Annotated in this window: 25 protein-coding genes; 6 read left to right on the plus strand and 19 right to left on the minus strand. The window is 48.5% G+C overall.

The genetic code is table 11. The features are described from left to right. Nucleotides 1-2: 2 nt before the first annotated feature. The 4 genes from EDM56_RS09645 to EDM56_RS09660 are packed head-to-tail and all read right to left on the minus strand — an operon-like array spanning nucleotide 3 to nucleotide 3873. A complete protein-coding gene (locus tag EDM56_RS09645) occupies nucleotides 3-743 on the minus strand; it encodes a (Fe-S)-binding protein (RefSeq protein ID WP_122917709.1) in 741 nt (246 codons plus the stop codon). A gap of 3 nt (nucleotides 744-746) precedes the next feature. After that, complete coding sequence (locus tag EDM56_RS09650) at nucleotides 747-2021, minus strand: DUF3483 domain-containing protein (RefSeq protein ID WP_122917710.1); 1275 nt, start codon at nucleotides 2019-2021, stop codon at nucleotides 747-749. Between the two features lie 4 nt (nucleotides 2022-2025). Beyond that, nucleotides 2026-2862 (minus strand): hypothetical protein, encoded by an 837-nt coding sequence (locus EDM56_RS09655; RefSeq protein ID WP_122917711.1) that lies wholly within the window; start codon nucleotides 2860-2862, stop codon nucleotides 2026-2028. A gap of 6 nt (nucleotides 2863-2868) precedes the next feature. Beyond that, nucleotides 2869-3873, minus strand: coding sequence for an electron transfer flavoprotein subunit alpha/FixB family protein (locus EDM56_RS09660; protein ID WP_122917712.1), 1005 nt, complete (start codon nucleotides 3871-3873; stop codon nucleotides 2869-2871). A 335-nt stretch (nucleotides 3874-4208) separates the two neighbouring features. Here EDM56_RS09660 and EDM56_RS09665 point away from each other — a divergent pair, with 335 nt between their 5' ends. Continuing rightward, a complete protein-coding gene (locus tag EDM56_RS09665; protein WP_122917713.1) occupies nucleotides 4209-4562 on the plus strand; it encodes a cupin domain-containing protein in 354 nt (117 codons plus the stop codon). A 109-nt stretch (nucleotides 4563-4671) separates the two neighbouring features. On the opposite strand, the gene EDM56_RS09670 is transcribed toward EDM56_RS09665, so the two are convergent. The 5 genes from EDM56_RS09670 to EDM56_RS09695 all read right to left on the minus strand — a co-directional run bounded on the left by EDM56_RS09670 (nucleotide 4672) and on the right by EDM56_RS09695 (nucleotide 11503). Continuing rightward, entirely contained in the window at nucleotides 4672-6138 is a 1467-nt protein-coding gene (locus tag EDM56_RS09670; protein WP_183192374.1) for an aldehyde dehydrogenase family protein, read from the minus strand. 356 nt (nucleotides 6139-6494) lie between these two features. After that, a complete protein-coding gene (locus EDM56_RS09680; RefSeq protein ID WP_122917716.1) occupies nucleotides 6495-7928 on the minus strand; it encodes a cytosine permease in 1434 nt (477 codons plus the stop codon). Between the two features lie 390 nt (nucleotides 7929-8318). Next, nucleotides 8319-9581: a group II intron reverse transcriptase/maturase gene (gene ltrA / locus EDM56_RS09685; protein WP_122917717.1), complete on the minus strand. Its 1263-nt coding sequence runs from the start codon at nucleotides 9579-9581 to the stop codon at nucleotides 8319-8321. Nucleotides 9582-10227: 646 nt separating this feature from the next. Then, on the minus strand, nucleotides 10228-10476 hold the full coding sequence (locus EDM56_RS09690) for a hypothetical protein (RefSeq protein WP_246009332.1): 249 nt from the start codon (nucleotides 10474-10476) through the stop codon (nucleotides 10228-10230). 193 nt (nucleotides 10477-10669) lie between these two features. Beyond that, the gene (locus EDM56_RS09695; RefSeq protein WP_122917719.1) at nucleotides 10670-11503 is read right to left on the minus strand and encodes a prohibitin family protein; all 834 of its coding nucleotides are present in this window, start codon (nucleotides 11501-11503) and stop codon (nucleotides 10670-10672) included. A gap of 454 nt (nucleotides 11504-11957) precedes the next feature. Between EDM56_RS09695 and EDM56_RS09700 the strand changes: the two genes are divergently transcribed. From EDM56_RS09700 to EDM56_RS09710, 3 genes are all read left to right on the plus strand, one after another. Beyond that, nucleotides 11958-13067, plus strand: a complete 1110-nt coding sequence (locus tag EDM56_RS09700) for a GerAB/ArcD/ProY family transporter (protein WP_122917720.1) — start codon at nucleotides 11958-11960, stop codon at nucleotides 13065-13067. A 72-nt stretch (nucleotides 13068-13139) separates the two neighbouring features. After that, complete coding sequence (locus EDM56_RS09705; protein ID WP_183192375.1) at nucleotides 13140-13859, plus strand: SIMPL domain-containing protein; 720 nt, start codon at nucleotides 13140-13142, stop codon at nucleotides 13857-13859. A 218-nt stretch (nucleotides 13860-14077) separates the two neighbouring features. After that, entirely contained in the window at nucleotides 14078-14332 is a 255-nt protein-coding gene (locus tag EDM56_RS09710; RefSeq protein ID WP_183192376.1) for a KTSC domain-containing protein, read from the plus strand. A gap of 84 nt (nucleotides 14333-14416) precedes the next feature. Here EDM56_RS09710 and EDM56_RS09715 read toward each other — a convergent pair whose 3' ends face one another. From EDM56_RS09715 to EDM56_RS09755, 9 genes are all read right to left on the minus strand, one after another. After that, nucleotides 14417-14989: an NAD(P)H-dependent oxidoreductase gene (locus EDM56_RS09715; protein WP_122917723.1), complete on the minus strand. Its 573-nt coding sequence runs from the start codon at nucleotides 14987-14989 to the stop codon at nucleotides 14417-14419. Between the two features lie 68 nt (nucleotides 14990-15057). Next, nucleotides 15058-15711, minus strand: a complete 654-nt coding sequence (locus tag EDM56_RS09720; RefSeq protein ID WP_122917724.1) for a TetR/AcrR family transcriptional regulator — start codon at nucleotides 15709-15711, stop codon at nucleotides 15058-15060. 177 nt (nucleotides 15712-15888) lie between these two features. Further along, nucleotides 15889-16977: a DmpA family aminopeptidase gene (locus tag EDM56_RS09725; RefSeq protein ID WP_246009333.1), complete on the minus strand. Its 1089-nt coding sequence runs from the start codon at nucleotides 16975-16977 to the stop codon at nucleotides 15889-15891. A 174-nt stretch (nucleotides 16978-17151) separates the two neighbouring features. Then, entirely contained in the window at nucleotides 17152-18153 is a 1002-nt protein-coding gene (locus EDM56_RS09730) for a dipeptidase (RefSeq protein ID WP_122917725.1), read from the minus strand. Between the two features lie 25 nt (nucleotides 18154-18178). Beyond that, entirely contained in the window at nucleotides 18179-18958 is a 780-nt protein-coding gene (locus EDM56_RS09735; RefSeq protein WP_122917726.1) for an ATP-binding cassette domain-containing protein, read from the minus strand. Continuing rightward, entirely contained in the window at nucleotides 18942-19916 is a 975-nt protein-coding gene (locus tag EDM56_RS09740) for an ABC transporter ATP-binding protein (protein WP_122917727.1), read from the minus strand. The genes EDM56_RS09735 and EDM56_RS09740 overlap by 17 nt, the downstream gene beginning before the upstream one ends. 10 nt (nucleotides 19917-19926) lie before the next feature. Beyond that, the gene (locus EDM56_RS09745; protein ID WP_246009334.1) at nucleotides 19927-20823 is read right to left on the minus strand and encodes an ABC transporter permease; all 897 of its coding nucleotides are present in this window, start codon (nucleotides 20821-20823) and stop codon (nucleotides 19927-19929) included. 11 nt (nucleotides 20824-20834) lie between these two features. Next, nucleotides 20835-21839, minus strand: a complete 1005-nt coding sequence (locus EDM56_RS09750; protein ID WP_122917728.1) for an ABC transporter permease — start codon at nucleotides 21837-21839, stop codon at nucleotides 20835-20837. 20 nt (nucleotides 21840-21859) lie between these two features. Next, on the minus strand, nucleotides 21860-23425 hold the full coding sequence (locus EDM56_RS09755) for an ABC transporter substrate-binding protein (RefSeq protein WP_122917729.1): 1566 nt from the start codon (nucleotides 23423-23425) through the stop codon (nucleotides 21860-21862). Between the two features lie 224 nt (nucleotides 23426-23649). On the opposite strand from EDM56_RS09755, the gene EDM56_RS09760 reads away from it, so the two are divergent. Further along, nucleotides 23650-24369, plus strand: a complete 720-nt coding sequence (locus tag EDM56_RS09760; protein ID WP_122917730.1) for a response regulator transcription factor — start codon at nucleotides 23650-23652, stop codon at nucleotides 24367-24369. A 14-nt stretch (nucleotides 24370-24383) separates the two neighbouring features. Continuing rightward, nucleotides 24384-26159 carry a sensor histidine kinase gene (locus EDM56_RS09765; RefSeq protein WP_122917731.1) on the plus strand — a complete coding sequence of 592 codons (1776 nt, stop codon included), beginning with the start codon at nucleotides 24384-24386 and terminating at the stop codon, nucleotides 26157-26159. Nucleotides 26160-26320: 161 nt separating this feature from the next. Here the strand turns inward: EDM56_RS09765 and EDM56_RS09770 are convergent, their stop codons facing one another. After that, nucleotides 26321-26851 carry a phage tail protein gene (locus EDM56_RS09770; RefSeq protein ID WP_122917732.1) on the minus strand — a complete coding sequence of 177 codons (531 nt, stop codon included), beginning with the start codon at nucleotides 26849-26851 and terminating at the stop codon, nucleotides 26321-26323. Nucleotides 26852-26854 lie beyond the last annotated feature (3 nt).

The raw sequence follows: 26854 nt of genomic DNA on the forward strand, positions 1-26854 counted from the left end.
TCTTATTCGCCCCCTTCCACCCATTCATTGACGAGCTCCGCAATGTCTTTTGGCACCATCGTGCTTCCAGTTGTTTGCCGCAGGGAGCCAATCGCTTCCTCCATCATCAACAGACAGAATGGGCAAGCCGTTGATGTCATCGATGCTCCCGTTTTCATCGCTTCTTCCGCACGCATGGAATTGATCTTTTCACCGCGCTTCACCGTTTCAAACATCATCCCCCCACCTGCTCCGCAACAAAAGGATTGTTCTTTGTTCCGCTCCATTTCTTCAATCGTATAGCCGAGAATTTGCAAAATATCACGCGGCTCCTCATAGATCCCGTTTTGCCTGCCCAGATAGCATGGATCATGATACGTGATGACTTCATGCTTCTCACGGGGCGGAACCGTAAGCCTCCCCTGCTTGATCAGGTTATAAATAAAGGAAGTATAATGCGTGACCTCGAAATCCCCACCCAATGCGGGATACTCATTCTTGAACATGTTAAAGCAATGCGGGCAAGTGGTTACGATCGATCGGACCTGATGCTCCTTTAACACTTGAATGTTATGACTCGCCAATTCCTGAAAGAGGGCCTCATCCCCCATCCGTCTCGCCAGATCGCCTGTACAACGTTCCTTTTTCCCCAGAATAGCGAACTCTACCTTCGCCTTTTTCATAATATCCGCAAAAGCTCTCGCTATGCTTTTCAAGCGTGGATCATAGGAAGCGGCGCAACCAACCCAGAATAACACTTCCATTTGTCATGCCCCCTTTTTATCATCGTTTCCCTTGTCGTTCTCAAGCAACGGGATATCCAGCCCTCTACTCCATTGGTCACGCTCCGACCACGCCTTGCCCCAGACATTGTATTGCTCATCCAATTTCATCAGCGCATGTTCCGCTTCTTGCTCGATGATCCGCTCCTGAATCAATCCTCTTCGCATCGAGAGAATCAGATCAATATGGTTAATCGAGACGGGACAAGCTTCTACGCAGGCACCGCATGTGGTGCAGGATTGCAGTTCCTCCGGTGTGATAAATGAAGTAATTTTCCGATCGGGCACCATATAATCGCGAATTTTCGTGACGATCGAACGAGGTGCAAGTGGCTTGCCGCTCAGATTAGCCGGACATAAGCTGTCACACCGGCCGCACTCTGTGCAAGCGTCCGTACTTAGCAACTGCCAGCTGGTAAAATCGGAAATGTGCTTCACACCTTGCACTCCCGCGACCGTAAAGCGCTTCTCTTCCGTCAGTTCTTCTAGATTGTAAGGCAAGGAGATTTTCCCTGTACGCTTCACCGGTTGAAACAATAGATTGATAGGTGCCAGCAGCATGTGAAACAATTTGGTATAAGGGATAACAGCGATGAGACCAAAAGCGAGGATGGCGTGGCTGATCCACCATACGGGATACCACGCCACACCAAAAGCCGGCACTCCCTGCAACAGCTTAGATACCCCATAGCCAACGATGGACCAGTGACCATAAGAGATCCCGGTCTCGGCAATGCGGATTCCTTCTAAAAGATAGCCGCCGATTCCGATGGCTGCGAACAACCACAAAAACAGTTGATCCGCCCATCCATGCTTCAGCCGGTTCCTCGTCCGTCTTGCTCTGACAATCATCGCAATGAAGAGTCCAATCAAAAACAGGACGCCGAAAACATCTAGCACTGCTTCATAAACCAGATAAAAAGAACCCTGAAGAATGGGAATACCCAGATCGTAATCGACGACAACCAAACAAGTTCCAATGAACAGGATTACGAAGCCGTAGCTGGTGAAGCGATGCATAAAGCCGTACAGTCGATCTCTTTTTATTTTTTGCTGCTTAATCGCCATATCGACAAAATAGGAAGCGTTGGCTTTTACATCTGCCCATTGAATGTTCACCTTTCTGCCGCTGCGCCATAAGCGAAAGCGGCGGTAAAATCCATACAGAAACACAAGCAGCGCGATGGTTGCCAGCACATACATGAGCAAGGAATAGGCAAAAGGAATCGCCCAAAACGTGTCTCTTCTGATTTCGATCATGCTATCACTCCTTCAGCCAGCTTTGGATTTTCTCTTTGACATAATGCGCATACTCGGGCGATGAAGTGCTTTTTTTCTTGTCTGCCCCATCTTTTTTATCGTGGCTGATTCCGCTCACAGCAAGAATCCGGTGTTGGGCGAGCGGAGCTCGGGACACATCTAGCGAATGAATGACAGGCTGCGGCGCCGTCAGCTTCACTCGCTCATAGGGAGGAGGGGCCGCTGAAGCAGCTATTACCTTATGCGAAAGCACGGCTTTTTTTCCCTTTACTAGATGACGAGGGATGTACCGAAGCGGTGTGATTGAAGGAACAACACCAATCAGTGCAGGGAGAGTAACCTCGAAGCTGCGTACCATCCCCCTGCCTTCCTTGCGCTGGCATACCCAATTGCCTCCCTCCTTTTGCTCCATTTGATGAACATGTGTAAGGCAAGAAATCTGCAGCCGTTCCGCTACGGCAATGGGTGTAATCCCCGTTCGGTAATCTCCGCTTTCGGAACCGCTGATAAGGAGATCATACGGAAGCTTTTTGATCTCCTCTGCCAGATGTGATGCGACCGCGAAAGAATCTTCAATATCCTGATCGGTTTCGATCAAGATCATCTGATCGATCGGATATTTCTCTAACCGTTCCACTGGAACCGTCTGGCCCTTCTCAATCACCATCAAGACTGTAATGTGCGCGCTGTTATTGCTTTTGTAATCGCAGGCCCACTGCAGCGCATGCAAGTCTGCTTTATTGATCGCAAGCGTCTCACAGTCAAATCCGTTTTTGAAATAATTCCATTGGATGGACGATGGATCATACAACCATTTGACTAGCACATGGATCGTAAGCACCCTGTTTCACTCTCCTTCCTTACGCTCAAGCGCGTTTACCAATAGCCTCACCGCATCCTTGCAATCGCCAATGATGCCGAGGTCGCAACGGCTAAAGATCGGGGCTGCCGAATCGTGATTAATCGCAATCACATGCTTCACGCCTGCAATCCCCGCCAAATGTTGGCTTGAACCTGAAATCCCGATGGCGATGTAGATGTCGGCTTCGATCGCTTGACCGCTCGACCCGATTCGCTTCTCTCGGGGGATGAGGCCAAGCTCATCCGCTACTTTGCTCCCACCTATGGGGGCATTGAGCAGGTCCGCCAACCGGGAGATCGCTTCGAAGGTAGGGGGGCCACTGCCTTGAACCCCTCGACCGATCCCGATCACACAGCGGGCTTCCGTCAGCTTTACATCGTTTGCATGTAAAGTGAATTCACCCAAATAAGCAATGGCACGCCTGCGTCCGGCCGATAAAAACGGAACCTGTTCGACCTTTCTGGCTGCCTCCTTCCTTTCTTCTCCGTATAAAACCTCGGGAAGCATTGTAATGAATTTGTGCTGTGCTCCGCGGAAATCGAGCCACTCATGCGCCTTATCCTGAAAAACACTCCTTTTTACCAACCACCCATCGTCCGTTTTTCCGTTTTTCATCTCCAAAACGTTCGTAATAATGCTGGCATCTGGCATCCGCATCGATAAACGAACAGCAATTTCCTGATAGAAGGGAGTGGAAACGAATAAATAGGTGCCTTTCGCTATATGGAGCCGTTGCAGGACTTCTTCCGCTAGTTCAAGCTGGATGTCCGCAAGCTGCCAATCATCCGCCTCAACCTGTACATGATGCACCTCATCAAATGGAAGCTCGTGCAAGTCTTTTTCACTTACTCCCGCATGTATCACCACAGCCACCAGCGAACCGATCTTTTCAGGGTGACACAGTTTCTTTGCTGTTTTGTAAAGCCCCCATGCGTACTTATGTAAACGCAATCCATTTTGGGAAGGTATAAAACAGACAATGTTTTGCATTTTTGGCTCACCTCTCTTTTTTCTTTTTGCAATATTCTCGCCAATCAAAAACCGATGACATTCCGCATAACTCCCTGCGATCCGAACACATTTTGCATCAAAAATGGCTTCTTATCGTCACAACAACAAAAAAACCGAACCTTTTTTGCATCATTCCGATGCATTTCAGGTTCGATTTGAGAGAGAAGTGGAAATCCTCTGCGTAAAACCGTCCGATTCCGTTCCAAATTCACGAAAAAGGTGTGCTGTGAAAGCTTTTTTCCACCTGCTGGCTGGTATAAATATTGCGAAACAATCTCGTGTAACCCAACTCATCATTAAATGGAGGAATTTTCATGGAAAAACTAGTGGCTTTGCTAAAAGGAAACGAAACTACGTTTGAGGACGTTCCAGGCGCACATGGTGATGTAGCAATTTTTTCGAGAAATCTTACCGGATTATCCTCTACCATCGGCGCCGGTTTTAAGCATCTAAAGAAAGCAACCATCGATTGGCAATTGCGATATGACGAAGTTGTTTATGTGGTTTCCGGCAACATGTTTATCATGGAAGATGGTAATAAAATAGAAGCAAAGGAAGGTGACCTGTACTTTCTAAAAAAAGGCGCATGCGTGACCTATGGTACCGATACTGAAGTGAAATTTTTCTATTCGTTATATCCGATCAATTGGCGAGAAGGCAAAGAATAGGATGAGAGTGCTTACGCAACCCGACGATTGGACACTCCTGTCCTTTATTCGGGTTTTTTTGCGAAAAGAAAATGACCCCGGATCCATACCGGAGTCATCCCTTATACGACTACTTTTTTCGCTTGGTTTTCGTCGGATCGAATGTAATTTGCTTTACCTCAGTCAAATGTTGGAATACCCATGTGCTGAGAATTCGCCCGTTTCCGCTATTTTTCATCCCGCCAAACGGCGCCAGGAAGTCCCAGTAATTTGTGCTTTCATTGATATGCACCGTTCCATGCTGCAGGCGGTCCGCCATATACCAGGCATCTTCTAGGCTCGATGTAAACACGGACGAGGTCAGACCGTATTGCGTATCATTCGCGATCTCAACGGCTTCTTCCCTGGTCGAGAATCGAATGATCGGCGCTACCGGCCCGAATGTTTCCTCCTTGCCAATCTCCATTTCCTGCGTAACGTTTACAAGAATGGTCGGTTCAAAGTAGAGCCCGTCGTGATTCCCGCCATAGATGATCTCCGCTCCCTTTGCTACCGCATCCTGAAGATGATAATTGGTTTTATCCACCACTGCCTGGCTCGACAACGGGCCCATATCGGTCGTTTCCTCAAGAGGATTGCCCAGTTGTACTTTCCGTGTTCGCTCCACCAAGAGCTCCACGAATTCGTCATGAACGCTCTCATGCACCAAAATTCGCTCTGCTGCTGTACAAACCTGACCTGCGTTGTAAAAGCATCCCGTAATGGCCGCTTCTACTGCTTCTTCCAGATTGGCATCTTCCATTACGATCTGTGGGCCATTCCCACCCAATTCTAGCAGGGTTCGTTTTAATCCGGCCGTTTTGGCAATCTGCTTGCCGACAGCCGTACTTCCTGTAAATGTGATCGCCCCGACATCCGGATGCTCCACCAACTGATTCCCTACATCGCCTTTCCCGTGTACCAAATTAATCACGCCAGGAGGGAAGCCCGCTTCTTCAAAAAGCTGAACCAGCAGTTGGGTACTGAATGGACACGATTCCGACGGTTTGAACACCACCGTATTACCAACAGCCAACGCATACGGAATGATTTCGTTGGAAAGGGAGATCGGGAAATTCCACGGTGTAATGACTCCCACCACCCCGATCGGGGCGTGCGTCACATGGATCCGCTTGTTGTTCGTTCTTTCAAACGTGCTGGGCAGCGTGGTTCCACGGAACCGCTGCACTTCCCCAGCCGCATGCTCAAAGTTGGAGATGCCTAGCTCGTACACTTCCTCCCGGGCCTCGCGAATCGTTTTTCCCATTTCAAGCGTGATATAACGCGCCATCTCTTCGCCGTATTTTTTCCCGATTTCTTCCGCACGCTTCAACAGATCGATTCGATCCAGCAAAGACACGTCTGCCCATTTCTTTTGCGCTTCTTTTGCACTCTTGATCGCTCGGTTTACCTGTTCCAATGAGCTTGCACGAAAGGTTCCAAGCTGTTGCCCTGTAACGGGACTGATGCGCTCCATGAGCTCGCCTTCGCCTTCTACCCATTCCCCATTGATAAACGATTTTGCATGTAAAGTTGCTTGTGTAATTGGTTGAGACATCACACTAACCCCCTTCAATTTTTCGAGATGGTGATGATTGTCCTTATAATAGACACCCCATATTGATAGGGCATGGCTATCCATTTACGATAAACGTCATAACATCCAGGCAAGGATCAAAATTGCGGCGGGTATAACCAAACCAGCCACACTTAGCCAAAAATAATCGATGCTGCCAAGGGATTCCCCCTGGTTCGCTTCGTCTGTAAGATGAACGATTTTTTCTCGTAGCTCATCATGAAGATTGATTATTGGATGTAGCTCCGTTTGCGTTGCATTCGTTTGAACCTCCCCATGCACATTCATCCGGCCGCCGCCCTTCTTCTAAGTGGTAGATTTTTATGGTAAGTCTCTCGTCAGGAAGCCTTTTTGTAATAGCCTCCTTTTTTAGCCGGGACGTTTACCAGTTTTGTCACCAAATAATAGCTAACACCAGCGAATACAAGAGAGGGAATCGACGCTGTCGTATACTTAAAAAAGCTACTGGAAACGTACGTAACGGGATTTAATAAATACAAATAGGTAACGACGCCTACAACCACACCGACTAACGATGCAGGATTGATGCCCCCCCAAAAATAGTAGGGAGATCCAACCGATTTATCGAACAATCCTTGCACATCCAGCTTCTGCCGCCGCAAGATGAGGTTATCGACAATTTGAATGCCGACGACAGGCGCGAAGAGAACACCAAGGAATGCGAGAAAGACAGGAACTTTATCGATAAAAAGGACCGGAAAAAATATGCTGATCAGCGCGACCGGCAAAAACACAAGCAGCGTTGTCTGGTTCCAGGAAATCTTTTTTTGCACAAAAGACAATTGGCGCAATCCGATTGCAGTTGCATATCCTCCTGTGACTGCTGTTCCAACGTTCGCTGCCCCTAAGCCGATCAATACGATAATCCCGATTCCCGCCCCGCCAATTTCAACAATCCATTGAGCGGGATCTGATTTTCCAGTCGCCAATGCTGCGTAGAGACCGATCAGACTAATAATCCCGATCGGCAGCCCCATCGCAAGCATCGTAGGCCAGATCGAATCTTTTGCCCTTGGGACCATCCGTACCATGCTGCCAGTATATGGCCAATAAGAGAGTACACTTGCGATCAATATTTCTACACCTACCGTATAGTTCCAGAGTTGATCATCGGAAGGAGCCATCGGTTTACTACTAAAGATGGTGGCGAGTCCAATTTTGGTTACCAGCAAGTACAGCATGATGACGCTTACAATAAGAACAAATAGCGAAATAAAAAATGAATACTTGCGCAGTGCTGCAGCACCGCCACGCAATAACAGCCAGCTGATTGCCACCGCAGTCAATGTGCCGATCGTTGATACAAATCCTATCTGGGACTCATCAATCACATGCATGGCGAGTAAAATTTGCGCGACCCCGCTGCCAAACAAAATGAGCAGCAAACAATTCCAACCGATTATCGAGACATATTGCAAAAAGATCGAAAACAGCGTTCCTTTCGTGCCGAACAAAGGAGTGCTTGAAACCGTCGATTCAATTCCATATTTGGTACAGGGCGGAATTGTCGCTAGTACAATTAAGAATATTCCGATTAAACTTCCCGCTATCATGGCTGCCGTTCCTAGCGTTGCGTTTAAGTAATACGCGACTGCGCCTCCAATCGGATAACTCCAGGTGGCGATCCCGACTGTAAGGGCTGCCCATGTTAAAGCGATCGAACTCCACGTACGTTCATGCCTGAGCAAGGGCCAGCTTTCTTTCTCCACCTCTAAATCGATCAGATTGTTCGCTTTGTGATTCTTACCCATAATCTCCCCCCCTTTCGATTACACTTTCCTATTTGCATGAATCGCGCCAACAGTAAAAGACCACGAAGATCGGGAAAAAGAACGAGCGATTCAGACTCCACTCTACAAAATGAACACATTTTGCATCGATCATTTCTCAATATCCGCTCGAAATTACCGCAAGTCACGATCGTTAAGACGCAGAGGTTGAACACGTTTCGCATCACCCTCTGCACAAACGCATCGGTTTCTCACACAAAAAACGATTTGGCCAAATGAAAGGGCTGCCCCTTCGCCATTTCATGACGTTGGGACAACCCCTCGCATTTTTATCTGTAATCGAGTAGGAGGGGGTGACTAACCCCCGTCCTCTCACACCACCGTACGTACCGTTCGGTATACGGCGGTTCATTAAGCTTGACGAATGACAGAATATCGTTGTACTAAGCTTTTCAGCCCTTGTTGTTGCCAATATGCAACTCCGAGGGCTTTGTGTATTTGAGGAGTCTTTGTGGTACGCCATTCACCCTTTCGGGTGTTTGCAATTTCTATTGCTTGGACGTGCGATAAACCCAGAAAGCGAAGTTCTCGATATCGGGTTCGTACTCGCTTCCACTGAGACCACAAGCAAAGTCGAAGTCTGCGTCGTATCCATTCTTCGATGGATTGTAGGATTTTCTTTGCATCCGCAAGGGCGAAATATCCGATCCATCCCATGAGATACTGGTTTAACTTCTGAATCCTTTCATCCATAGAGATGCTCCATATCGGGTTTGTAATGAAACGGATTTTCTCTTTTAACTTCAGAAGTGATTTTGGATGAAGCCGAATCCTTACTTGCTTTGCACTAGTGAAACTGAAACCGAGGAACTTACGTTTCCAAGGTCGATCCACTGCACTTTTCTGCTCATTTACTTTTAGCTTAAGTACCTTCTCCAAATAGTTTTGAATACTCTCTTTTACCCGTTCTCCCGCCCGCTTTGATTTCACGTAGATGTTGCTATCGTCTGCGTATCGACAAAAGCGATGCCCTCTCTTTTCCAGTTCTTTATCCAAGTCGTCAAGCAGGATGTTCGCCAATAACGGACTAAGCGGGCCTCCTTGTGGTGTGCCCTCTACTGCCGAAAGGCAGATACCGTTAACCGTGATGCCTGCTTGTAAGTATGCGCGAATAAGCTTCAACAAAGCTTTATCTTGTACTTTCCGAGCAACCCGACTCATTAAAGTATCGTGATTTACCCGATCGAAGAATTTCTCTAAGTCCATATCCACGACAAAGCGATATCCTTCGGAAATATAAGATTGTGCTTGTCTCATGGCGTCATGCGCACTTCGATTCGGTCGGAATCCGAAACTTGATTCTGAAAAATGCGGGTCAAAGATTGGGGTAAGGACTTGGAGAATGGCTTGCTGAATGAAACGGTCTACCACAGTGGGAATACCTAATAACCTTACTCCTCCGTCAGTTTTCGGGATTTCGACTCTGCGGACAGGGGAAGGTTTATAGGTTCCTTTCATAATCTGTTCTTTAATGGTTAACCAGTGTTCACGGATATAATCGCGCAGTTGTTCGGTTGAAACACCGTCGATTCCCGCCGATCCTTTGTTTCTTTCCACTCTTTCGAGTGCCACTAATAGATTTTCCCGTGATAGGACTTTACCCAACAATTCCATGACGATACCCTTTCCTTCGCACACATCCTTCTAGTCTTGCCGGACAATACTCGGCCCTTTCCTGTACCCTCAGGGCTTCACCCTTATTCTCCAAGAGTAGATCCTTACGGAATTCTGCTTCACAGTATTATCACGAAAGTGATTAGTGGATGTGTTGACTTAATGTTCAGCCCTTCCCCGTTCAAGCGTCCTTTACTTGGGTACTATGGCTTCTGCTGACTTCTGCATGTTCAACGACTCCTTACAGAGACGGTTACCAACATTTGAAGGCACTTCATGCAGACCTCCCCAGGTAAGAACGATAGCTTTCATCCCATGTACCTGTCTAATTTACTGCTATACCCCTTGGCTGTATTGGACTTCGTTTTGTTTAGCAAACTCGTCCGAGTACAACAGCCTCAAATTAGATTCGTGTACCTCAGGTCGGGACTTTGCCGCCGGCTTCCTTCAGATTCCACCTCGCGATGGACACCCTTGCCTTGGGCTAACGGTTGGTACAGCCAACCCCCGTTCGGGACTTACACCCTAGAGCTATCGCCCATGCTGGGCGCACTAAAAAAACTGCCAGCCGCAAATAGCAGTTGGCAGTCTGTGCGAATAAGATGAATGAAACCGTTGGCTTACCGCGTTCTTGCTTTCACCGCGTTTAGCTGGATTGCTTGCGCAGAAGTCCCCATAGCCAGTTAAACACGACACCGCCGATAATCCCCGCAATCACATTAAAGCCAGCCAGCATCCACGCCCAATCACCCAACAGGAAATCACCCAGCCAAGTACCGACGAGGGTGGCAATCAGGGATGCCCACCACATGTCTTTTTGGCCGGTCAACCAGGTGTTCATGACAATCCATACCACAATGCCCACGACAGCCCAGACGACCCAGAACATCTTCATGCACTTCCTTTCCTTTTGATAGCGATTACATTGATGCAGGTCTATCTTGCCTCCTGCTTACTACCATCTTATGACGGCCGAGCAAATATGTGACTGCATGTTAGCCTTGTCTGCCGATTCGCTGCCATACCCAAATCAAAAAAAGCCAGCCCGTTTGAAACGGACTGGCCGGGGTGAATCATGTTACCCTTCCTTATTTTTGCCCAACGTTGATGAACGGTGTTGCCCCTCCTGTCACACTCGGCAGTTTGCCGTCCCATTTACGGATCGCTTCGAGCTGCGCTTCAATTTGTCTCAGCTGGATCAGCTCTGGCGTTACCTCTTGCTTTTGCAGGCGAAGAGCTTCCGCCTGGGCCTGCGCTTTCGTAATTTCCTGTTCTTTCTCGATTTTGATCCGTTCAAGATCGAGCTTGGATTTCAACGCTTGCTGCTCAGCCACCTGTTTGGCTTCAATCGCTTTATTGTATTCTTCACTGAAGTTGAATTCGCGAATGTTGATCTCATCCAAAAGAATGTGATAAGCGGACAGCTTTTGGTTCAAGACTTCCTTTACTTTAGCACTTACTTCCGGACGCTTGGAAATCAATTCCTCCGCTGTATATTGCGCCGTTACCGCTTTAAGCGATTCGGCGATGGCGGGATCCACAATCCGCCCGACGTAATCAATGCCCACCTGCTGATACAGTTTGTTAGCGAAGTTCCCATCAATATGGTAGTTCACGGCGATCGTGGTCGAAACCGTTTGCAAATCGCGCGAAGCGGACGTTTGGCTGGATTCTGCTTTTTGCACCCGCACTTCCATCGGGATGACGTTTTGGATAAAAGGCATTTTGAAATGCAGCCCTTCATCGAATACTTTGTCCTGGACTGCGCCAAGCTGAAGTACGACCCCACGGTTTCCGGCCTGGATAATGGTAAAGGATTCGAACGATAATGCGGCAATCAGGATGACGACGATAATAGCTACAATGGTTTTGATCCCGCCACCAAAGCGGGTAGGCATTTTCGTCACGTTCGGTTCACTCATCTCATTCTCCCTTTCTCTTCTGAAGTTTACAAATATTCATACGTACTTATATCCGTTTGGTTTCATAAGAAAAACTTCTTTCAGAAGTCCTTTCAAGAAGCAGATCCTTCGATCTGTGGAAGTTTTTATTCCGCTCCAGAATTTATAAGCGCGAGCACTTATAAATTCTTATACGATTAGAGAACCTGGCTTCGCCAATCTTTTGGCATAAGCCGCGGTATCTGTAGAAAAAAAAGAGGCCCGACAAGGCATCGGGCCCAAATAAGGAAGTGTGGAGTGGAACATTCGAGTAGAACATCCATGTAATATATTCTAACATATTAACAAAGTTTCTCAATCCATTTTTCTAATTTTTTCATTTTGAATGTCAGATTATATTACACAAACGTCACAACCTCATATTTCCACTTGATTCCGCAAACAATAACACGTACGGCTTACAAACCTTTAGGGGGTGTCCCCGCTGATCACAAACCATACGATAAACGCCCGCCAGTTCATGATTCTCGTCACGCTGTACGGAATTGGCGACTCCATTTTATACATACCTGAAATGCTGGCCACAGACTCTGGTCAAGACGCATGGATTGCCTCCGGAATTGGGTTCATTGATTCATTCCTTTTCGCATACCTTTTCGGAAAGCTGGGCAGCCGCTTTGCAGGAGCAACCTTTATCCAATACAGCGAAATTTTATTGGGTAAATGGCTGGGGAAGCTGATTTCCGTCATCTTCATCCTGTTCATTTTCATCGATACCATCTTGATGCTGTATGAGATCGGCGATTTCTTGCTAACACAATTCATTCCGCGCACACCGATTCAGGCCATTATCATTATTTTTTTGTGCATTACGATGCAAGGAACGCGCGTCGGCGTTGGACCGCTCGTTCGCGCATCGGAAATTTTTATTCCTTGGGCCACGATTCTGCTCATCATTTTAGGTGTCGCCCTTCTGCCGCAAATCAATGTGGACAGATTGTTTCCTATCTTCGAGCATGGCTTGTCCACACTGTGGAAAAGCAATGCGCAGCAAATTGGCTTCATGTCGGAGTTCGCCATCCTACTGATGATTTTCGCCAACATCGACCGCCCGCATCAAGGTACCAAAGCTTTTATCCTTGGGGCGTTGCTCAGCAATCTAGTCTTATTCGTCCTTACCTTACTCGCGATTTTGGTTTTGGGCGCCGAGCTTACGACTAAGCAAATCTATCCTGGTTTCATTTTGGCCACTCGAATCGATGTCGGACATTTCTTCACTCGCCTTGAAGCAATGTTGGCAACCATTTGGTTTATCACGATTTTCGTCAAAACGACCATCTGCTTCTATGCGACCACCGTTGGAGTGACCCAGCTTTTGCAGCTTGATGATCACCGGTCGCTCATCCTGCCGCTCGGTGTACTGATGGTCCCTTGCACGCTTCTTTTCGTTCCCAACAACACCTATTACGAAGCGGTCATCTCGCCATTTTGGACGTATTACGCCTTTATCAACGGCGTTTTGCTGCCCTTGTTGCTCCTGTTGATCGCAATATTTTGGACCAGACGCCAGCGGCAAAATCTGTAAAGCCGGTAACGCCAACGCCCATTCCGTCATATTCCTATGGATAACGATCCATTCGGAAAGGTTGGGTTACGCATGAAAGATACTTCGCTACCTATACCATTCGGCTCAATGTCGTCGGCAGCAGATGTGCCCACACGCGGTACTGTTTCTGTCAACGGAGAAGGAGTGGTAAACGCGCAGCCGGATATGGCGCTGGTCACATTAGGAGCCATCACGGAAAACAAGGACCTAACTGCGGCGCAGCAGGCCAATTCGGCTGCGATGACGTCAGTAATCAACGGGCTGCTGCAAATGGGCATCCCGAACGAAAACATCAAAACGGTGCAGTACACGATCGATCCTGTCTACGATTATCAAGACGGCAAGCAGCTGCTGCGGGGGTATCGGGTCACACATCTGCTGCAAGTCACCATCCCGCAAATTTCACTCGTCGGACAGATCGTGGATCAGGCCGTAAAGAACGGAGCGAATTCCGTTTCCAACATCCAATTTACCCTAGCCCATCCCGAGGCACGCTACAACGATGCATTGTCTTTGGCAATCCGCAATGCCCAGCAAAAAGCCTACACCATTTCGCAAACGATTGGCGCTCCAATCAATCTGCTACCGCAAAAAATACGCGAAACATCGCAAGGTACGCCGGTCCCTCTAGAACCCGTTGCCTATGCCAAAGTGGCAGCAGCAACCCCGATTGAAGCGGGCCAGCTGCAGGTAAAAGCAACGATCAACGCCCAGTTTTCCATCGAACCGACATCGGAATCTCACGTGTTTTCCAAATCAATTACATATTGATTTCACATTTCCCGCTTACACTTGTACTTGTAAGCAGCCAAACGCTACTACCAACCATTCAATATACCCCCTCTAGTTAAGCGCCTTCGTTATGGAGGCGCTACTTTTCTGTTCATTTTGTCCCCAGATGTTTTGGTTAGGAGGATTTTCCTATTTTTTGTCGAATAAACAATTAAATTGTCGAATAAATCTATCATTAAGTAGGGATGAAGAACCAGATGAAGTTGTTTCAAAAACTATTTGCTTTGGAAGCGCCGCAAACAGGCGCACCGAATTATAAAGAGATCGACTCCGCCTGCATCAAGGAGACAGCTTACCAATTTCAGACCAAGACCATGTTTATCCGGTTGAAAAACGCGACGGAAAAACAATTTTTCGACGTGCCGCCACGCATTTACAACGCGCTTTTGAATTCAAATAATCCTGACCAGTTTTTTGAGTCATTCATTTCCCACCGCTACAATTCGCTCTAATCAAAGGTAAGGCGTCTGATCATGCTCCGATCAGTCGCCCGCTCGCTCCTAATACACGTTTCTGCCTTCCCCCAACTTTTCCCGTCAGTTCGCTTGCTTTTGCATTGCCCGCCTGAGTGCCAGCCTCGGATCGAGATTCTCATCGAGAATATGCTGGACGTACGCCTCCGCGCTCTTGCCGATTTCCTCCTCCGACGCCTGTGCAGCGCCAAACAGGAGAAAGGGGGGCAAAAACTTCATCCCGATCAAATTCGCGATCGCCTGCATCGGCCGTGTCAGCTCGCTGATGGAAAAGCTGTTGAACCCTCCTGCCTGATACGCCTTTTCGTGCGCACCGACCGATATCGCCAGCACGATCTCTTTACCTTGCAGCATGCGTCCGCCTTCCCCCGTGACCCATCCGTATTCCAGCACTTCCTCCTGCCATTGCTTCAAAAAAGACGGGATGTTGTACCAATACAGCGGGAACTGAAACACGATCCGCTCATGCGCGGACAGAAGCGCCTGCTCCCTCTTGCTATCTATCAACTTATCTGGGTACTCCTGATAAAGATTATGGAGCGTGATCCGGCTCTCTTGCTTCAATCGATTCGCCCATGTACGATTCACTCTCGAACGTTCAAGCGTAGGATGGCAAAGAATGACGATCGTTTTCAACGTTTATCCACCAACCTTTCTACTAGATTTTTGACTATCACGAATGCCAATTATAAAATCAAAAAAAATTACGCTGGCGCAATAACCGCCAATGCGGACTCGATCACTTGCTCCAATACCGCATGGATCTTCTCTTCTTTCTCTCGCTCTGATGTTCCTTCTGCCGCCAGCTCCTGCTTCAGCTGTTCCAAGTAATGCATTCCTTGTGAAACAGCTCCCCAAAATTGCATGGCCAGCAAGCTCGGTTCGCCGCTGCGCACACTTTTCTCTTGGATCCCCCGCTCAATCGCCTGTGTCATCGGCTCGATGAAGCTTTTCATCCACTCAAAAGGGGAAAATTCCTCTGCCCCATACAAGTAATGCACATCCAGGCTGATCCGCGTATAAAAGCGCGAAATAGCCGGAGCATCCAACACCTGTCTGCACACCATCCGCGCATAGTCAGCAAACAGCTGGAATGCTGCAAGATTTTGCTCAAAATGAGCTTTCGTCCTTTGCTGCGTCGCATCCATCATGTATTCATACAGCTCGCGAAACAGCGCCTGCTTGCTTTTGAAATAGTGGTATACCAGTCCGCGCGCCAGACCGGCTCGTTCCGCTATTTCACCGATCTCCGAAGCCGCATAGCCCTTATCCGCGTATACGAGGATCGCCGCTTGCAAAATCTCTTGTCTCCGCTGCTTGCGGATTTCTTCATTTTGCTCTTTCGTTCGTGGTGACATAGAAGCTCCTTTTACATTGACATTCGTGTCAATCAAAATCTTACACAAAATTGGGCATTGCTGTCAATCCCATGCTTTCGACAATATCGCTATCTGCGCACGTAAAAGCCCGCTCGGCAAATCCCCGGCGGGCTTTTGGTCGCCTGTTCGTGTGGCAACAGACGGATGAGAATCATCCTATTCAAAAGGGAACGCGTGAACGACCTGCTGATTGCGTCCGGTTGTGGTCACAGCCTGTGACAGCGAATTCAAGATCGCTTCCTCTGCCGCTTCTGCCGCCGCCATAAACAGATGGTTCATCACCGGATGGTCCTCGCGCAGCTGCGTGCGGGACTCCGTCACTTCCTGCGAGTGGTGCGGAATCTTGTGGGCGGTGGAAAACGCGATTACGATATCGCCGCTGCCGTGGCTGAAGTGGCTGCCCGTCCTGCCGAGCCCGATACCCGCACGTTTTGCGATGCGCAGCAGCTGCCTGTCGCTCACCGGCGCATCTGTGGCCACTACCAAAATAATCGAACCATCTGCTACTTTATCGATTGCTCCTTCCCGATTTCGCGGCAAATAGTTGTCCAGCAAAAATTCGTCTTTTCCGCCGAAATTGCTCAGCACGAGCACGCCAACCGTATAGCCGGGTTGATCATCGAGCGACACGATCCGTGACGATGTGCCGATGCCCCCTTTGTAGCCAAAGCAAACCATTCCTTTGCCAGCGCCGACCGCACCTTCTTCCGCCTGCTCACAAGAAGCCGCACGAATCGCTGCGATCGCATCCTCTGGCGTTACGGCACATTTGCGTATCGAGTTGAGGTGGCTGTCGTTGCACTCCCCTGCCACGATGTTGATCGTTCCTGTCGTGTCGCCGATTTCTTCATTTTGCTCTAGCATATAAGAAAGCGCACCTTGCACGACCGCCGGAACGGAAAACGTGTTGGTGAGCATGATCGGCGATTCCAGCACGCCCAGCTCATTGACCTGGACCAGCCCCGTCGTTTTGCCGAATCCGTTGAGCACATAGCTTGCAGCCGTCACCTTTTCTTGGAACAGGTTTCCTTCGTGTGGGAGAATGGCGGTAACACCCGTGCAAGCATACTCACCACTCGCATCATCGAGCGGCCTGTCCAACGTAACATGTCCGACTTTGACACCGCTTACATCCGTGATGCAATTTTTACTGCCGGGCTGTAGTTTACCAACAACGATGCCCCGTTCACGTACCTTCACCCTTCTGTCTGATTGTTTCAAATCATGCGACTCCTTCATGTACATGCCCTCCGCCTCCTCTAATCAAGACTATTGTATATGCTGGGCATACATTTGTCCAAATGTTGGTTCTTCGCCAGAACAGTAAATTCAAAACAGCGGTAGCCTTAGACGATAATAAAGTCTTAGGCTAACCGCTGTTTTCCTCATCACTCGATCCGGTTCGTAAGTGAAACCCTATTACTTCAAAACTTCACTGTACACCCTCATAAAGTTTTTGCTCAAAAATCCTTCAATCACTTCATCCTTATACCCTCTTTTCGAGAGAGCACGGATTAGATCAGGTATCTTGGAGTGTCCTTTTACAACATCAAAATTTTTGCGAGGCATCTTTTCCAAGCTATCCGGAGACTCGTACTTCATAAATGGCTCGATAATATCAAGACCGAGCCCGATGTGTTCCACACCTACCAGCTTGACGATATGGTCCACATGGTCCACGAGGTGGTCCAGATCAGACTCTTCATCCGTATTTCCTACAAAAATGTTTACGCCATTCATGCCGATAACACCATTGGTGGAAGCAATCGCCTTGATCTGTTCATCCGTAAGATTACGCATAGAGTTGACGAGAGATCGACAATTGGAATGGGAAGCAATAATCGGCTTTTTAGAAAACTTCATGACATCCCAGAAGCCCTCATCATTTAAGTGACTCACGTCGATGATCATTCCCATCGCTTCCGCCTCTTCAACCACTTGTACGCCAAAATCGGTGAGTCCACCCTTTCTACCCTCACGCTTTGGCGTAAAATGACTGCCGTCACCAACGAAATTACGTCTACTCCACACCAGCCCCATAAAACGAACGCCCAATTCGTAAAAAACGCGAATCAAACTTAAATCGTTTGATAGAGGTTCAGCTCCTTCTAGAGACAGGACAAAACCTACTTTACCCGTTGCTTTTGCTGTTTGGATATCATCAACGTTCTTACAAATCATGATTTTATCCGGTGATTCACTTGCTTCAGCATGCAGAGCACTGATTTGCTGTAGTGCTTTTCTCATGCCCATCTCCGGTAAGAATATGTCATCGATAAAAATAGCGGCAACAATGATATTCACCCCGCCTGCCACAAACTCAGGCAAAAAGTCCGTTTCGATAACTTTTCGTCTGCCCTGCTCTCTTTGAATGGCAACGTCTAACAACAAGTCAAAATGACCATCAATGATATGAGTCATGCTTTATCACTCCTTTAAATAAATATCACACTGATCGCGTCTTCCCTTCGCCATCCTTGTTCATTTTTGACATACTGGACAAGAGCCGTTGTGAATAGGCTTCTCGAGGACGGGTAAAAAACGCTTCCGTTTCATTCTCTTCGACAAGCCTGCCGTGATAGAGTACACCAACCCGATCACACATATAGCGGATAACAGACATGTCATGGGAGATAAACAGGTACGTAAGCCCACGTTCGTGCTGCAGTGATTTGAGCAAATTCAAGATTTGCGCCTGAATGGAGATGTCAAGTGCAGAGGTAGGCTCGTCGAGAATAATGAAATCCGGTTCGGTGATGATGGCCCTGGCAATGGCGATCCGCTGGCGCTGTCCGCCCGAAAATTCATGCGGAAAGCGGGACAGATGATCTTCGAGCAATCCGACGCGCCTCACGAGAGCGCCGAGGTAGTCATCGCCTGATCTGCGTTTCGCTTCTGCCTTAGGAAGGGCACGCAGGGGTTCCGTAATGATCTGGCGGATGTTCATCCGAATATCCAATGAGGACTGCGGGTCCTGGAAAACAACCTGAAGACTACCGGGTCTGGGCCGTATATAGCGGCCATTCTTCCACAGCTCCTGGTTCTTAAAGGAGACTTGCCCATTCGTCGGTTCCAGTAGACCACAGATCATGTTGCCTATCGTACTCTTCCCCGATCCTGATTCACCGACGAGTCCGTACGTTTCCCCTTTCTCGATCTGGAACGATACATGATCGACCGCTGTGGAGGTTCCAAATACTTTCCCCAAATCATTGATTGACAGCATGGTCCACGTTCACCTCCCAACAGGCACTACGATGTCCGGAAGCACTTATGACGAAAGGCGGCTTGTGATGGCAACGCGCGGAGCGAAGCGGACAGCGGTCCAAAAAGGCGCAGCCGGACGGTCGTTTTCTCGCGTTGAAGGACTCCCCTTCGATAATCTTTAACGGCTTGTTTTTGTCTTTTCCTTCGGGCAACGCTTCGATTAAAGCGCGCGTATAGGGATGATTGGAATGATGCAGCACATCCGCGGTTTTTCCCGATTCCACAACCGTACCGCCGTACATGACGTACACTCTGTCGCACATGTCGGCTACCACCCCGATGTCGTGGGTAATCAGCATGACGCTTGTGCCTGTTTGTGCACTCAAATCCTTCATCAATTTGAGTACCTCCGCTTGAACCGTTACATCCAGTGCTGTGGTCGGTTCATCTGCGATCAACAGCTCCGGGGGAGACGACATGGCAAGAGCAACGACCACCCGTTGTCTCATTCCACCGCTCAACTCGTACGGATATTGCCGAAAGGTCTTTTCTGGGTCTTTCATTTGTACAGCGGCCAGCGCTTCCACAGCCAGCCGTTCCGCTTCCGTACGGGAGACGCCTCGATGTTTGCGAATGACGTTGGCAAGCTGTTGGCCGATGCGCATCGTCGGGTTCAATGCGGTCATCGGCTCTTGAAAGACCATGCCGATTTTCTTGCCGCGCAGCGCCTGAATCTCTCTTTCCTTGAGCGAAAGGATGTCGTGCCCACGAAAGCGAATGCTTCCCCCAGTGTAATTCGCGTTGCGGTCCAGCAGCCGCAGGACCGACTGGGCTGTCACCGATTTTCCCGAACCTGATTCACCTACAATCCCGATGATTTCTCCCGGGTGAATCGCAAGCGATACACGATCAAGCACGGGTATGGTTCCATAGATGGATTGAAAAGAAACGGATAACTCGGATATTTCCAGCAGCATCGTGTACCACCTACCTCGCTGATTTGGGGTCCAGCATATCGCGCAAGCCGTCCCCTAAAATGTTAAAGCTGATCGATACCAAAAAGATGGCGATTCCAGGGAAGGTCGGGTACCACCATTGATCCAGAAAGTACTTCCAGCCGGTATTGATCAGGGCGCCCCATTCCGGCGTCGGCGGCTGCACACCTAATCCGAGGAATCCTAGCGTCGCTACCAACAGGATGGTATCTCCCAGATCGAGCGTCATTTGTATAATGACAGGGGTAGCGACGTTCGGTACGATGTGGCGGAGGATAATCCAGCTATCGGACAGACCGAATGTTCGGGCAGCCTTCACATACAATTTCTCTTTAACCACCAGCGTTTCGCTTCTGGCGAGGCGAACAAAGGCGGGAATCTTGACAATAACAATTGCAAAAACCGCGTTCAACAAGCTCGGTCCAAGCGCCGCAGAGAGCGCCATAGCGAGAATTAACGTGGGAAAAGCGAAAATGATGTCCATGAGTCGCATAATGATCTGTCCAATCTTGCCACCCTTATACCCCGCCACCGCCCCAAGCACGATGCCGATGAAACCGGACACCAGAATGATCGAGACACCCATACCAAGCGATAGTCGAGTACCGTAAATCACGCGGGAAAACAGATCGCGTCCTACCTCGTCCGTCCCAAACCAGTGATCGATAGAGGGCTTCTGCAGCGCCAGATCCATTTGTACCTGCTCCGGGCTATGAGGTGTCAGTATGGGAGCGAAGAGCGCGACAAGGACGAACAGAAGAAAGATCACTCCGCCAACCATTGTGAGCGGATTTCGCCGTAACCGGCTCCAAAAGATATGCGCAGTGCCGGGCATTCTCGCCGGAATCACTGCCGATTGAGAAGAAGGTGCCATTTGTGGTGTTTCCATGCGATCGCTCCTTATTCACGAATTTGCGGGTCTAGTGCCAGATATAGCAGATCGACAATAAGATTGATCAGGACATATCCGATTGCAATCAAAATGGTAAAGCCCATGATGGCCGGAAAATCCAGGTAGCCGATGGAATCCACAACGTATTTGCCGACACCGGGCCAGTTAAAAATGGTTTCCGTTATCACTGCTCCGCCGAGCAGAGAACCGATTGACAACCCTATAATCGTCACCGTCGGCATCAGTGCATTGCGGAGCGCATAGCGGACGATCAAGAGTCCTGCTGAGATGCCATTGGCACGTGCCGTCTTAATGTAATCCTGCTGCAAGACGTCCAGCATCGAAGCGCGGATTTGCCTGGTTATGGCCGAAACATGGGCGAGCGCTAGAATGGAACCCGGCAAAATCAAATGGAGCACAGTGCTGTGAAGCGCTTCCATATTTCCTGTCAACAGGCTGTCAACCATATACAAGCCCGTAATGGTCGGCGGCGGCTCGACGAACAAATCAATTCGCTCCGACGCTGGCAGCCAGCCAAGAACGCCATAAAACAAAATAATCACCATCAGTCCGCTCCAGAAAACCGGGAGCGAGACGCCGCTAAACGAAAAAATCCTGCCGAGATGATCCCACACGGTGTTAGCCTTGACAGCGGTCAGTACCCCGATCGCGACACCGACAATGATGGCTACTGCAAAAGAACACAAGACCAGCTCAAGGGTTGCCGGAAAGTAGGAAACCAAGTCTTCCAGGACGGGCTGCTGAGTTCGCAGCGAAGTCCCCAAGTCACCGGTGAACAACCCTTTCATATAGTGCAGATATTGCATGTAAAGCGGGTCATTCAACCCCATTTGTTCGCGTACTCGCTGGTAGGTTTCCGCAGACGCCTTTACCCCAACGACCATCCGGGCAGGATCACCCGGAATGACGTTGGACATGAGAAACGTAATGCATGAAACGCCGAAGATGACCAGAACCAGCATGAGCAGGCGATTGCGTATCACTGCCCACATCACGTCATCACATCCTTCAGTTACTCGCTGATTGACATATCCTGCAAGTTGTACACTCCTTCAAGCATCGGGTTGTATTTGAACCCTTGCACTTTTTTGGAGATGGGCAGCACATACTGGCGCTGATCGAGATAGACATAGACCGCGTCTTCATTGACGATCTTGGTGACGTCCTGATACAGCTTTAGGCGTTGCTCCTTATCTTGAAGTGAGGCAGCCTCGCGCACCAATTTGTCCACTTCGTCGTTCTTATAGAATGAGCGGTTGCCGGACAGCCCCCAGTATTTGGAATCAAACCAAGGAGTCATGAATTCCAATGGATCTGCCGTATCAGGAACCCACCGTCCGAAGCTCAGGTCAAACTCGCCCTTGTCCAGCATTTCACGCATCGTCGCGTACGCAACTTTGTTCAGCTTGACTTTGATGCCGATTTGCGCTAAATCGTTTTGCAGCGCCAAAGCCATTGGTTCCCACATTGGCACATTGTCGGTGTAGAGTAGCGTCAATTCGATTCCGCTTTTGCCGGACTCACTTAGCAGTTGCTTGGCTTTGTCGACATCATAATTGTACATTTTGGCGTTTTCGTCGTGCCCCCACAAGCCTTCCGGTATTGGCCCACGAAATGGGATCGCTGTATCTTTTTGAATATTCTTTATAACCGACTGGTAGTTGGTTGCATAACTGATCGCTTGGCGCACTTTTTTGTCCTTGAGCGCTTCGTTTCCTTTTCCGATGTTCATGTAGATGTAATCGACCATCAGTGACGGCGCTTTAATCAGTTCTAATTCCGGTACCTTTTCCAGCCCTAAAAGCTGTTCGATAGGAATGCCTTCAGCGATGTCGATCTCCCCTTTGGTCAGCTTCAAGCGGGTTGCCGACACATCCGAGTTGATCTGGAAGTAGACCGTACCAATCTTCGGCTTCTTGGCTGAATTCGGGTTTGGAATATACTTGTAGTACCGCCCTTTTTTGTATTCCGCCAATTGATACGGGCCACTGCCGGCCGTGTTCACTGCCAGCCATCCCTGGGCGAGGTCACCGTCTTTTTCATGCTCCATCACTTTAGGGTTGACGATGGATCCGTAGTTGCCCGCGACTCTCGGGAGGAAGACCGGATACGGCTCCTTCAGCGTAAACTCGACCTTGTACGGATCGAGCACTTTGATTTCATCGATCATGTTGAAAGAATCGGAAGGTCCCTTCCCGATTTTCAGCAACCGGTCGAACGTGAACTTGACGGCGTCCGCGTTGACTTCCGTACCGTCCGCGAACTTATGCCCCTGTTCCAGCGTGAAGGTATACACCTTGCTGTCCGGGCTGACCTCCCATTTCTTAGAAAGCCCTGGTACAAGATCGGTTTTCTCGCCATCATACTCAAGCAACCGTTCGTACGAATAGTAGCCCAGCTTATAAGCTGAGTTGTCCACGGTGACCGCCGGGTCGATTGGACCTGGCTCTGCCGGAATGGAAATGACGAGCTGCTGTTCTTTTTTTACTGTCGTCCCCCCTGGTGCTGCTTCCTGCTTGGAACAGGCAGCGGCTGACAGAAGGAGCACCGCTAGCAAGCCAATGGTTAAACGCTTCATTCAAACTTCCCTCCTATAATTGATCCAGATAAATGATGAACTAGTTCAAATTTTTTGTTTATAGTACAATTTAAAAGCAAAGGTCCTTATTGGAATAGGTGCGAATTTAGGGATTTGGTATCTTTTTTTGGTATTATCGCATTTCAAGTAGATTGCTGCTTGCAGTTGAGGTATTTTCAAAAGTAATAAAATGAAAGCGTTTCACGGACAAAGGAGGCGGGGAAATGTATAAATTGTTGATTGCAGATGATGAATATGAGTTCAGAAATGGACTCACCCGCTTTATCCCTTGGAATCAGTTCGGATTTGAAGCCGTCAGACAGGCTAAAGACGGACAAGAAGTGTTGGACATTGTCCATTCTGACGAGATTGACGTCATTCTGTGTGATATTAAAATGCCGCTGTTGAGCGGGATTGATGTCGCCAGAGAATTGCGCCATTCACCTGTCAAGATCGTGTTTCTAAGCGGTTACCGTGAGTTCGAATACGCCCAGCAGGCCCTCGTCTTCGGAGTGAAAAACTATATCCTCAAGCCGCCCAAACTTCAAGAGTTGGAGGATGTCTTCAAGACACTTAAAGAAGAACTTGACCACAAGCAGGTGCTTGCAAATGAAAAAGAAGCCCTCCCAGTCGAGACACTCATCTCGAAAATTAAACGGTATATCGAGCAAAATTACCGAGACGCAACGCTAGAACGCGCTGCGAAATTCGTCCATTTGAACCACCACTATTTGAGCAAATATTTTAAACAAAAAACAGGTGAGAATTTTTCGGATTATGTCATCCGGGTAAAGATGGAAAAAGCAAAGGAATTTCTGGCTGACCCCAACAGTAAAACATACGAGATCAGTGAAATGGTTGGCTATTCGTGCGCGAAGAATTTCACACGAACATTCCGGAAGTACGCGGGCAAAAGCCCGAGGGAATACCGAAATCTGGAATAAAGGGTGGGCGTTCAATGTTCAAAAAAAGCATGCACCGCGCATTCTTCGCGAGAAATCTAGCAACCTTTTTAATTCCCATGATCATCCCGCTGCTCGCCTTCGGGGCACTGTCCAGCTTTATCATTCAGCAATACGTAAAAGCTGAAATTGAACGGAACAATACCAACTTACTGAAACAGACGGAAGAGAATATTACCATGTTCTTCGATGATCTTGCCTCGGTAAATATGCATGCCGTTGCCCGGGACATAGATATCCCGCTCAAGCGAATCTTTCAAAAAAACGCGCTGGAAGCAGATGATAACGCTCGATTGGTTGCCCTTAAACAACTCATCGATTCTCCTGCCGTCGCCAGACCTTATATCGATTCCGTCTACATCTACCTAAAAAACGACAAGCGTCGTCTGTTTTCCTCGACGAGCGGAAGCCTCATCCAACTGAATGAATTTTATGATCGCTCCTGGTTTGACACCTTTATACACGAGAAAGCCAGGAAAACATTGGCCTGGACAGAACCAAGGTCATTTATCAGGTATGAACTGGAGAATCGGTCCACTACGATCAAATACATTACCATATACAAAAAACTGTCGATTTCCGATAATGACGACGGCGTTATTGTATTCAATATCAAGCGGGATTACATTCAGAATTATCTGGACCGTTTCTCAATACTGAAGGACCAAAGCTTGCTCATTGTTGACAATAACGAGGAGGTCATCTTTCGAAATAACATCCGCGATTACTTGAAGCTCGACGTTCGCGAACTGTTGTCCCGTCGCTCGTCCTTTTTTCCATTGGAGCTAGGGAACGATTCCTATATTGTCTCCGTGCTAAGCTCAGAGAAGTACGGCTGGCGCTTCTTCTCCATCGTCCCAAAGTCATTACTCTACGAATTGCCAACCCAGCTAAGCATGATCGCGCTTGTCCTGCTGATCCTCTCTTTGATCGTTGGCACTGCGTTAGCCTATCATTTGGGCAAGAAGGGATACGAAAACATCAAAACGATCATTGCGCTTCTTCATTCAGCGGAAAAAGGACTCCCCTTATCACCTCTGCCCAGACGGGGAAAAGACGTGTATAGCTATATCATCCACAGGATTTTGAAAAATTTCATCGAAAAAAACTATCTGAAAGTTCAACTGTCAGAGCAAAAATACAGGTTGAAAACGTTGGAACTTACCGCCTTGCAGTCCCAGCTAAACCCGCACTTTTTATTCAATACGCTAGGGACGATTTATTGGCAGGCTGCAAATCTTACCGGACGGCTTACCTCATTAAACAAAACGATCGAAAACCTTTCAGATATCCTCAAGTTTTCACTGAGCAGTGAGAAAAAACTGGTGTCGTTGCGGGAAGAAATCACGTATACGATCAGCTATATTGATATCCAAAAGGTCAGGTACACGGATACCTTTGATGTCATCTGGAGCGTTGAGGACAGCATTTTCAATTACAGAGTGATGAAACTGTTTCTTCAGCCCTTGGTCGAGAACAGTCTCTATCATGGTATCAAGGAAAAAGGCAGCTTTGGAATGATTAAAATCAAAATGAAAGTGATTCAAACTACTTTGCATATTTCCGTTACTGATAACGGCATTGGGATGACGCCGGAAAGACTGAGAGAAGTTCGCGACAATCTAAACGCCATCATCGAACAAACCAATCATATCGGACTTTATAATACCCACAGGAGGCTAAAGCTGACCTTCGGAGAACAGTATGGGGTTTTCATAAGCAGCAAGTTCAGATGGGGTACCTCTGTAAAGCTGACCATTCCAATTTACTAGTAAAGGAGACCGCTCTTTACCTGAACACCAAATGATGCCAGTCGGTGGCATGTAAAAAGCAGCCCGTTCTCCATGATGCATCCAGGAGAACGGGCTGCCTTGTTTATTTTATAATGACGATTTACACGGCTACATGTGCCGCTGGAGCTTCAGCTGATTGCTTAAGAGCGCGGCGGGAATTCGCCTTCCAGGCAAATGATGAAATTCATGCCAAGGTACGGCTGCTTGTTGTTGTGGGGAAGGCTTGAGCCTGTCACAACCACACTTTGTGGATTCAAGGTTGTTGTTGTCGGGTTGGAAAGCGGTGCATAAATCGCTGCTGAACCTCTGCCTACTGTGTTGGTCCAAATCGTGCCGCTCGGTGTGTTGGTCGTCGGCTGCACGTCGCACTCGGCCAGATGATTGTGTGCGGGCATCTGGTCTTGCGTCAAAGTCACTGTACTCGAACCGCCCGGTGCCCCGATCGAACGCGGGGTCAAACCAGGCCCTGCTCCTTGATGCATCGCTGCTCGGCCTCTCAAATCAGGCAGCGCAAACGTGAGTTGTCCATCTCCTCCGTACTGGACCCCAATGATCGAAAACAAAGCCGGATTCCTCCGAATCGGGATCAGCGATCCATCGCAAAATGCCCAGCCACTCGGTGCGTAGGACCCCGCAAAAATACGAATTTCACCAACATACGCATCTGCCATCTG

Origin of the sequence: Brevibacillus fluminis, assembly GCF_003710825.1 — a bacterium.
GTDB classification, from domain to species: Bacteria; Bacillota; Bacilli; order Brevibacillales; family Brevibacillaceae; genus Brevibacillus_D; species Brevibacillus_D fluminis.

Coding starts and splice junctions, on each gene's coding strand:
- EDM56_RS09645 (WP_122917709.1), bottom strand. CDS start 743: ATGGAAGTGTTATTCTGGGTTGGTTGCGCCGCTTCCTATGATCCACGC.
- EDM56_RS09650 (WP_122917710.1), bottom strand. CDS start 2,021: ATGATCGAAATCAGAAGAGACACGTTTTGGGCGATTCCTTTTGCCTAT.
- EDM56_RS09660 (WP_122917712.1), bottom strand. CDS start 3,873: ATGCAAAACATTGTCTGTTTTATACCTTCCCAAAATGGATTGCGTTTA.
- EDM56_RS09665 (WP_122917713.1), top strand. CDS start 4,209: ATGGAAAAACTAGTGGCTTTGCTAAAAGGAAACGAAACTACGTTTGAG.
- EDM56_RS09670 (WP_183192374.1), bottom strand. CDS start 6,138: ATGTCTCAACCAATTACACAAGCAACTTTACATGCAAAATCGTTTATC.
- EDM56_RS09680 (WP_122917716.1), bottom strand. CDS start 7,928: ATGGGTAAGAATCACAAAGCGAACAATCTGATCGATTTAGAGGTGGAG.
- ltrA (WP_122917717.1), bottom strand. CDS start 9,581: ATGGAATTGTTGGGTAAAGTCCTATCACGGGAAAATCTATTAGTGGCA.
- EDM56_RS09690 (WP_246009332.1), bottom strand. CDS start 10,476: ATGAAGATGTTCTGGGTCGTCTGGGCTGTCGTGGGCATTGTGGTATGG.
- EDM56_RS09695 (WP_122917719.1), bottom strand. CDS start 11,503: ATGAGTGAACCGAACGTGACGAAAATGCCTACCCGCTTTGGTGGCGGG.
- EDM56_RS09705 (WP_183192375.1), top strand. CDS start 13,140: ATGAAAGATACTTCGCTACCTATACCATTCGGCTCAATGTCGTCGGCA.
- EDM56_RS09710 (WP_183192376.1), top strand. CDS start 14,078: ATGAAGTTGTTTCAAAAACTATTTGCTTTGGAAGCGCCGCAAACAGGC.
- EDM56_RS09720 (WP_122917724.1), bottom strand. CDS start 15,711: ATGTCACCACGAACGAAAGAGCAAAATGAAGAAATCCGCAAGCAGCGG.
- EDM56_RS09725 (WP_246009333.1), bottom strand. CDS start 16,977: ATGTACATGAAGGAGTCGCATGATTTGAAACAATCAGACAGAAGGGTG.
- EDM56_RS09730 (WP_122917725.1), bottom strand. CDS start 18,153: ATGACTCATATCATTGATGGTCATTTTGACTTGTTGTTAGACGTTGCC.
- EDM56_RS09735 (WP_122917726.1), bottom strand. CDS start 18,958: ATGCTGTCAATCAATGATTTGGGGAAAGTATTTGGAACCTCCACAGCG.
- EDM56_RS09740 (WP_122917727.1), bottom strand. CDS start 19,916: ATGCTGCTGGAAATATCCGAGTTATCCGTTTCTTTTCAATCCATCTAT.
- EDM56_RS09745 (WP_246009334.1), bottom strand. CDS start 20,823: ATGGAAACACCACAAATGGCACCTTCTTCTCAATCGGCAGTGATTCCG.
- EDM56_RS09750 (WP_122917728.1), bottom strand. CDS start 21,839: ATGTGGGCAGTGATACGCAATCGCCTGCTCATGCTGGTTCTGGTCATC.
- EDM56_RS09755 (WP_122917729.1), bottom strand. CDS start 23,425: ATGAAGCGTTTAACCATTGGCTTGCTAGCGGTGCTCCTTCTGTCAGCC.
- EDM56_RS09760 (WP_122917730.1), top strand. CDS start 23,650: ATGTATAAATTGTTGATTGCAGATGATGAATATGAGTTCAGAAATGGA.
- EDM56_RS09765 (WP_122917731.1), top strand. CDS start 24,384: ATGTTCAAAAAAAGCATGCACCGCGCATTCTTCGCGAGAAATCTAGCA.
- EDM56_RS09770 (WP_122917732.1), bottom strand. CDS start 26,851: ATGGCAGATGCGTATGTTGGTGAAATTCGTATTTTTGCGGGGTCCTAC.